This window comes from Lactobacillus leichmannii (assembly GCF_024701915.1).
Lineage (GTDB): Bacteria > Bacillota > Bacilli > Lactobacillales > Lactobacillaceae > Lactobacillus > Lactobacillus delbrueckii.
In genome coordinates, this window is record NZ_QOCY01000040.1 from 1 (window position 1) to 7,035 (window position 7,035).

The following is a 7,035-nucleotide window of genomic DNA, read 5'->3' on the forward strand; positions in this document are numbered from 1 at the left end:
ACCTCTCTAGAAATGTTTGTGGTAATTCATATTCTACCAGATGGTTGAAATGGATTTTTTGTGCTCTAATCCAGTGAAAGCGATTTTTTACTGGATCGGAACAGTGTTCAGTTTAATTTTACAATCGGCGTTTTTTAAAAAATTGAAATAGAAGAAGGCATAAACATGAAGATTGCAACGGCAAACGACCACGCGGGTACCCGCTTGAAGAACGAAATCAAGGCCTACCTGGAAGAAGAAGGCTATGAAGTCGTTGACTTCGGGGCCGGCAATGAAGAGCGACCTGTCAGACTTTGTCTACCCAGCCAGTCTGGCTGTGGCCAAGGGCGAATGTGACCGGGGCATTTTCGTTGACGGGGTTGGTTACGGCAGCGCCTTGATCGCCAACAAGATTAGCGGCATTTACGCCGCGGCCTGCCAAGATCCTTTCTGTGCCAAGCTTGCCCGCCAGCACACCGACTCCAACGTCTTTTGCTTAGGCGCCAAGATTATCGGGGACATGATGGCCGGCGAAATCGTCAAGACCTGGCTGAACACGGATCCTTTTATGTAAGAAAAGTACCGCCGGCGGGTGGACAAAGTCAAGGCGATCAACGACAAGCACTGCGTGCCAGTGAAATAGGTGGACTCTACTAAAAGATTTTTGTAATTTTAGTATTTCCCCTCATCTATTTCACAGAAAGGCTGTTGCAGCGGCAAAGTTTTGCTATAATTAAGCATATGACTAAGCTTCGGCATATTGCTGAGCCTTTTAATAGAAAGATGAGGAAACAAGATGAACAAGACTGAACTTGTCTCAGTTGTAAGTGAAAAGACTGAATTCAGCAAGAAGGAATCTGCTCAAATCGTTGACGCTTTGTTTGCATCAATCGAAGAAGCACTTGCTAAGGGCGAAAAGGTACAATTGATCGGCTTTGGGACTTTTGAAGTTCGTGAACGCGCTGCTCGGAAGGGCCGCAACCCGCAAACTGGCGCTGAAATCGAAATCCCTGCAAGCAAGGTTCCAGCCTTCAAGCCAGGCAAGGCCCTGAAGGATGCCGTTAAGTAAGCTTGACCACTCCTAAATGACCATCGGTTGATTCCGGTGGTCTTTTTTTTCGGAAAAATCCTGTAATTAAAACGTAAGGCCGATTGTAAAATTAAACTGAACACTGTTCCGATCCAGTAAGAAAAATCGCTTTCATTGGATTAGAGCACAAAAAATCCATTTCAACCATCTGGTAGAATATGAATTACCACAAACATTTCTAGAGAGGTTAAAATGGATCATTCATATTCTAACTTAAACTTCCCACATACAAAAGTGGGCTTGTACCTTCAAAATTCAATAGATTAGCAAATAAAAAAGCACAAGGCCTTTGTTCGCTTGATATAATTAAGTCTACCATCCCACTTTGGTCGATCCTTTCATACATCTTCAGTAATGTGTTTCCAGACAGAAGCATGTACATGCAACAGAAGTCTGGCAAGTGTACTGCTGGCTTCTCAAAAAACACCTACTATAGATTCATGCAGAACCCAAATATCAACTGGCTTCGCCTCACTTTTCTGCTAGCTGAGAGGATCGTCAATGGGCACCTGAAAGATCTGACTTCTGACCAACGTGCCGATTGCTTCGTTTTTGACGATTCGCTCTACTCTAGAACTGGATACAAGAAGACTGAGCTGGCTGCCAAAGTATTCGACTACGTTTCGATGACCTACAAGAAGGGCTTTCGAATGATGACCATGGGTTGGACTGATGGATCCTCCTTTGTCCCAATCGCTTCATCACTCTTGTCCTCAAAGAACGATCAGAATGTCATCGGGACGACCAAGAAGATCGACAAGCGCACAATTGCGGCCAAGAGGCGGATTATGGCCCAATCAAAGGGGACCGATGTAGTTATCCAGCTGCTCGATCAAGCTTTGAAAGCAGGGCTCACTGTCAAGTACGTCATGTTTGACACTTGGTTCTCCATCCTCATCAGATTGTCCAAATCAGTCAACGGGGTTTGAACGTAATCGCCATGGTGAAGAAAAGCTCCAAGATCACATGCGAGTTCGAAGGAAAGCGGATGAACGTCAAGCAGATCCTCAACGCATGCAAGAAGCGTCGAGGCTGTTCAATATCTCCTGTCCGTCCCTGTAAAGGTTGGAGATCCTGCCAAAGATGGTGCCCAGAAAGACTGGATCGCTCTTATTTGCACGGACATGACGATCGATGAAAATGAGATCATCAGAATTTACGGCAAAAGATGGGATATCGAGGTCTTCTTCAAGACCTGCAAGAGTTTCTTGAAGCTCGGTACTGAATACCATGGCCTCTCATACGATGCATTGACTGCCCATACGGCTTTCGTCTTTCTGCGCTATATGTTCATGTCAGTTGAGAAGCGAGATGATGAAGATGATAGGACAATAGGCGAGATCTTTTATTGCATGGTAGACGAGCTTGCGGACATCACTTTCAATCACTCCCTACAAATCCTGGTGGAAGCCATGTTCGAGAGTGTGAAAGAGATCTTCCAACCGACAGAAGAGCAGATGGAAAGGTTCACCGACGCTTTCATTTCACGCCTCCCGAAGTACATGCAAGAGGCTATATCGCCATCACTAGCAGCTTAATTGAATATCTACTGGCTAAACTATTGAGTTTTCAAGGCTTCATAGTTCTTTTTGGTGTGGGAAGTTTAAGTTCATGTGTTATTATGGAATCATCAAATAAAGGAGGGCGCGTCAGATGCCAGAAGAACAACCAATGGTCCAGTTCAAGGACGTTGAAAAAGTTTATCGAGGCGAGAATGTCGCGGTCGAACATATCGACCTTGAGATTCATAAGGGCGAATTTGTTTGTCTTATCGGGACGTCGGGTTCCGGAAAGACAACCACGATGCGCATGATTAACCGCATGCTGGAACCCAGCGGCGGCCAAATCCTGTTTAACGGCAAGGACATTCACAAAATCGATGCCGTCAAATTGCGGCGTCAAATCGGCTATGTTATCCAAAACATTGGCCTCATGCCGCATATGACCATTTATGAAAACATCACCATTGTCCCGAAGTTATTGAAGTGGCCGGAAGAAAAGCGACGCAAGAAAGCTAAGGAGCTGGTGGACCTTGTTGAATTACCGGAAGATTATCTGGATCGCTATCCATCCGAGCTTTCCGGTGGCCAGCAACAGCGAATCGGCGTTATCCGGGCGCTTGCTGCGAATCAGGATCTGATTTTAATGGATGAACCTTATGGCGCTTTGGATCCGATTACCCGTGAGGCTTTGCAGGAACTGATTAAGAATCTGCAGGAGAAGCTTGGTAAGACCGTGGTTTTTGTCACGCATGATATGGATGAAGCGCTCAAGCTCGCAACCAAAATTGTGGTGATGGACCACGGGCATATCATTCAAAATGCGACGCCAACCGAACTGTTGACGCATCCAGCGAACAAATTCGTTGAGAACCTGGTCGGCCAGGATCGATTGGTTCGGGCGCGGGCTGATGTGACCACCGTTGAGCAGATCATGCTGAAGAATCCTGCAGCGATCACGCCAGGCAAGTCACTAGCTGAAGCGATTTCCCTAATGCGTAAACGTCGCGTTGATACGCTGTTGGTGACGGATGATGAAAATCATCTGAAAGGCTTCATTGATTTGGAATCGCTGGGAACCCGGTATCAAAGTGCTACTAGCGTTGGCGACATTACCAAGTCGAGTATCTTCTATGTGAATAAGAACGCTTTGCTGCGCGATACCGCTGATCGCATTTTAAAGCGCGGTTTCAAGTATGTGCCGGTGGTTGATAACGATCAGAAATTGGTCGGTATTGTCACCCGTGCTTCATTAGTTGATGTCGTTTACGACACCATCTGGGGCGAAAATGAAGACGATCAAGCCAGCGATAGCGCCAAAGAGTCGGCAACGCCTACCGATCAGGAACCGGCAACCGATTCGGCAGCGGCAGATGACCGAGACGCACCTAAGGAGGTGTGACCATGTTTGCTTTTTTAAACGCACATGGCAGTGAACTGATCACCAAAACCTGGGAACAGCTTTACATCTCGGCAATTGCGTTAGCTCTTGGGGTGATCGTCGCCGTTCCGCTGGGTATTTTGCTGACGCGTTTTCCTAAGACCGCTAAAGTCGTGATCGGTATTGCCAGCATGCTGCAGACGGTGCCATCATTGGCGTTGTTGGCCTTGATGATTCCTTTATTCGGGATCGGAACAGTGCCAGCTATCGTTGCACTGTTCATTTACTCTTTGTTACCGATTCTGCGGAATACGTATATTGGTATGGAAGATGTCGATCCGGTGTTAATAGACGCGGCTAAAGGTATGGGCATGACGGCGATGCAATCGATTCGGCAAGTCGAAGTGCCTTTGGCGATGCCGGTGATCATGGCGGGCATTCGCTTGTCAGCTATTTATGTCATTGCCTGGGCAACCTTGGCTTCGTACATCGGGGCTGGTGGCCTTGGGGATCTGATCTTCAACGGTTTGAATCTCTTCCAGCCGGATCTGATTATCGGCGGCACGATTCCTGTTACCATTTTGGCACTGGTCATTGACTGGTTGCTTGGGCGGTTGGAATACCACCTGACACCTGTCAGTGAACGCACTTAGGAGGTGGCAAGATGAAACAGTTCAAAAAATTATTCCTGTCACTTTTGCTGATTCCGGTTCTCTTGTTGAGCGGCTGCGGCTTTCCTGGCTTAGGCGGCTCCGGTAATGACGGGACGGTGCGGATCGCCTCGCAAACCAGTACCGAGTCGCAGATCATGGCCAATATCATTGCCGAACTAATCAATCATGAGCTAGGTTACAAAACCACGTTGGTCAATAACCTCGGCTCCAGCACCGTGGTGCATCAAGCCATGGTCCGCAACGATGCCGATATTAGTGCTGCGCGTTACACCGGCACCGAGATTACCGGCACATTAGGCATGAACCCGGTCAAGAACTCAGCTAAGGCCACCGCCATCGTCAAGCGCGAGTTCAAAAAGCGCTACGATCAGACCTGGTATCCATCTTACGGCTTTTCTGACACCTATGCCTTTATGGTGACGCAAAAAGAAGCCAAAGAAGACAATCTCAACACCGTTTCCGATTTGAAGAAAGTCGCACCGCAATATAATGCCGGCGTTGACTCCAGCTGGATGAACCGGAAAGGCGATGGCTATAGCGATTTTACTAAAGCATATGGCTTTGACTTTAAGCGGGTTTATCCGATGCAGATTGGTCTGGTTTACGATGCCGTTGAAGCAAACCGAATGCAGACAGTTCTTGGCTATTCCACTGATGGACGGATTCGCAGTTACAATCTGAAAGTACTGAAGGACGACAAAAACTTCTTCCCGCCTTATCAGTGCTCATTGGTCGTTAATAATAGCCTTTTGAAGAAATACCCTAAACTAAAACCGTTACTGCATCGCTTAGACGGCAAGATCAACCTGAAAACCATGCAGGAACTCAACTATCAAGTCGACGACCAGTTACTTGAACCAAATGTGGTCGCGCAAAAGTTTCTTGCCAAACACAACTATTTCAAAGGAAGTGACGACTAATGGCTAACATGGATACTTGGCAGCAATTCTGGTATTACCTTGCCAACAATGGTTCCTACGTGCTGAGTCAGTTCGCCCGCCATTTTCTGATTTCGATCTATGGGGTGCTCATCGCAGCGGTGATCGGCATTCCGGTTGGGCTGGCAATTGCGCGCCATCGCACCTTGAGTAACACAGTCATCGGCATCGCCAACGTCATTCAGACCATCCCCAGCCTAGCGATGCTTTCGATCATCATGCTGGGACTCGGACTTGGCGTAAACACCGTCATTGTCACGGTCTTCTTATACTCGCTGCTGCCAATCATCAAGAACACTTACACCGGCATGCAAAATGTCGATAAGAACCTGATGGATGCGGCTAAAGGCATGGGCATGACCCGCTGGCAGTCACTGTATATGGTCGAAATCCCCTTAAGCATGTCGGTCATCATGGCCGGGATTCGTAACGCTTTGGTCGTCGCCATCGGGATCACCGCAATCGGCGCCTTCGTCGGAGCTGGCGGCCTGGGCGACATCATCATCCGCGGCACCAACGCCACCAACGGCGGAGCCATCATCCTCGCCGGCGCGTTGCCGACAGCGCTAATGGCCATCATCTCCGACCTCGTCCTCGGCTTCTTGGAACGCCGACTCGAGCCGAAAGGAAAGGCTGCTTCATAAAAGTAGGTCTAACAGTTCATAGTTACTAAATAGGACTAGTGAGTCTTCACATACGGAGATTCACTCGCCTTTTTTGTTTCTCAAGAGTAATTTGTTAGGATTGCTAATCTGCGTAGTTTGGCACGGCCCAGAACTCATTGCCCAAATTCATACTAAACAAGATCTAATATAAGCCGTTTAATCCCACGGCTTTTTCTGGTATGCTTTCATCATGCCAAAAATATTTAAATACACCGAAAACCAAATTCATGAGCTCAAGACAACCTTCGAACACCACGAAAATGCGCGTGCAATTCGTCGCGTTCAGGTGGTCTTGCTTCGCGCCCAAGGACACTCAATCAAACAAGTCACCGCTGTAACTGGTGCCAGCAAAGCTAAAATATCTCCGCCGATTGTAAAATTAAACTGAGCACTGTTCCGATCCAGTAAGAAAAATCGTTTTTACTGGATTAGAGCACAAAAAATCCATTTCAACCATCTGGTAGAATATGAATTACCACAAACATTTCTAGAGAGGTTAAAATGGATCATTCATATTCTAACACTAAACCACACCAAAAGGGCAAGCACCTTACGCTGAACAACCGGACTACAATCCAGGAGCTGCACTCTAAGGGCTGCTCTAATCGTGCTATAGCTAGAGAACTTAACTGCTCACCAAGCTCGGCCGGATATGAGCTCAAAAGAGGCACAGTATCCCGTATACCGGCAATGTGAAGCGGTATAAAGCTGTCGAAGGGCAAAGCACTTACGAGCTACATAGAAGCGAATGCGGCCGCAAGAGCTTGTTTCTTCGCAGACATAAGTTCATCGACTATGTTTCCCACTGC

The 7,035-nt window shown here is 47.4% G+C and carries 5 protein-coding genes and 3 pseudogenes; all 8 read left to right on the forward strand.

What is annotated here, in order from left to right; all coding sequences use genetic code 11:
- Positions 1-165 precede the first annotated feature (165 nt).
- Positions 166-622, forward strand: a pseudogene (locus DS743_RS04300) (RpiB/LacA/LacB family sugar-phosphate isomerase).
- 153 nt (positions 623-775) lie between these two features.
- Complete coding sequence (gene hbs / locus DS743_RS04305; protein WP_002876514.1) at positions 776-1,048, forward strand: non-specific DNA-binding protein Hbs; 273 nt, start codon at positions 776-778, stop codon at positions 1,046-1,048.
- A gap of 338 nt (positions 1,049-1,386) precedes the next feature.
- Positions 1,387-2,607: pseudogene (locus tag DS743_RS04310) on the forward strand (IS4 family transposase); the annotation flags it as partial.
- A gap of 115 nt (positions 2,608-2,722) precedes the next feature.
- Positions 2,723-3,970 (forward strand): betaine/proline/choline family ABC transporter ATP-binding protein, encoded by a 1,248-nt coding sequence (locus DS743_RS04315; RefSeq protein ID WP_003615774.1) that lies wholly within the window; start codon positions 2,723-2,725, stop codon positions 3,968-3,970.
- Positions 3,971-3,972: 2 nt separating this feature from the next.
- Positions 3,973-4,602, forward strand: a complete 630-nt coding sequence (locus tag DS743_RS04320; RefSeq protein ID WP_003615773.1) for an ABC transporter permease — start codon at positions 3,973-3,975, stop codon at positions 4,600-4,602.
- 11 nt (positions 4,603-4,613) lie between these two features.
- Complete coding sequence (locus tag DS743_RS04325; RefSeq protein ID WP_016396754.1) at positions 4,614-5,543, forward strand: osmoprotectant ABC transporter substrate-binding protein; 930 nt, start codon at positions 4,614-4,616, stop codon at positions 5,541-5,543.
- Complete coding sequence (locus DS743_RS04330) at positions 5,543-6,205, forward strand: ABC transporter permease (RefSeq protein ID WP_003615771.1); 663 nt, start codon at positions 5,543-5,545, stop codon at positions 6,203-6,205. Before DS743_RS04325 ends, DS743_RS04330 begins: the two co-directional genes overlap by 1 nt.
- Positions 6,206-6,727: 522 nt before the next feature.
- Positions 6,728-7,035 (forward strand): annotated as a pseudogene (locus DS743_RS04335) (helix-turn-helix domain-containing protein); the annotation flags it as partial.

Bases quoted from the DNA above. Each gene is read 5' to 3' on its own strand.
- hbs (WP_002876514.1), top strand. From the start codon at position 776: ATGAACAAGACTGAACTTGTCTCAGTTGTAAGTGAAAAGACTGAATTC.
- DS743_RS04315 (WP_003615774.1), top strand. From the start codon at position 2,723: ATGCCAGAAGAACAACCAATGGTCCAGTTCAAGGACGTTGAAAAAGTT.
- DS743_RS04320 (WP_003615773.1), top strand. From the start codon at position 3,973: ATGTTTGCTTTTTTAAACGCACATGGCAGTGAACTGATCACCAAAACC.
- DS743_RS04325 (WP_016396754.1), top strand. From the start codon at position 4,614: ATGAAACAGTTCAAAAAATTATTCCTGTCACTTTTGCTGATTCCGGTT.
- DS743_RS04330 (WP_003615771.1), top strand. From the start codon at position 5,543: ATGGCTAACATGGATACTTGGCAGCAATTCTGGTATTACCTTGCCAAC.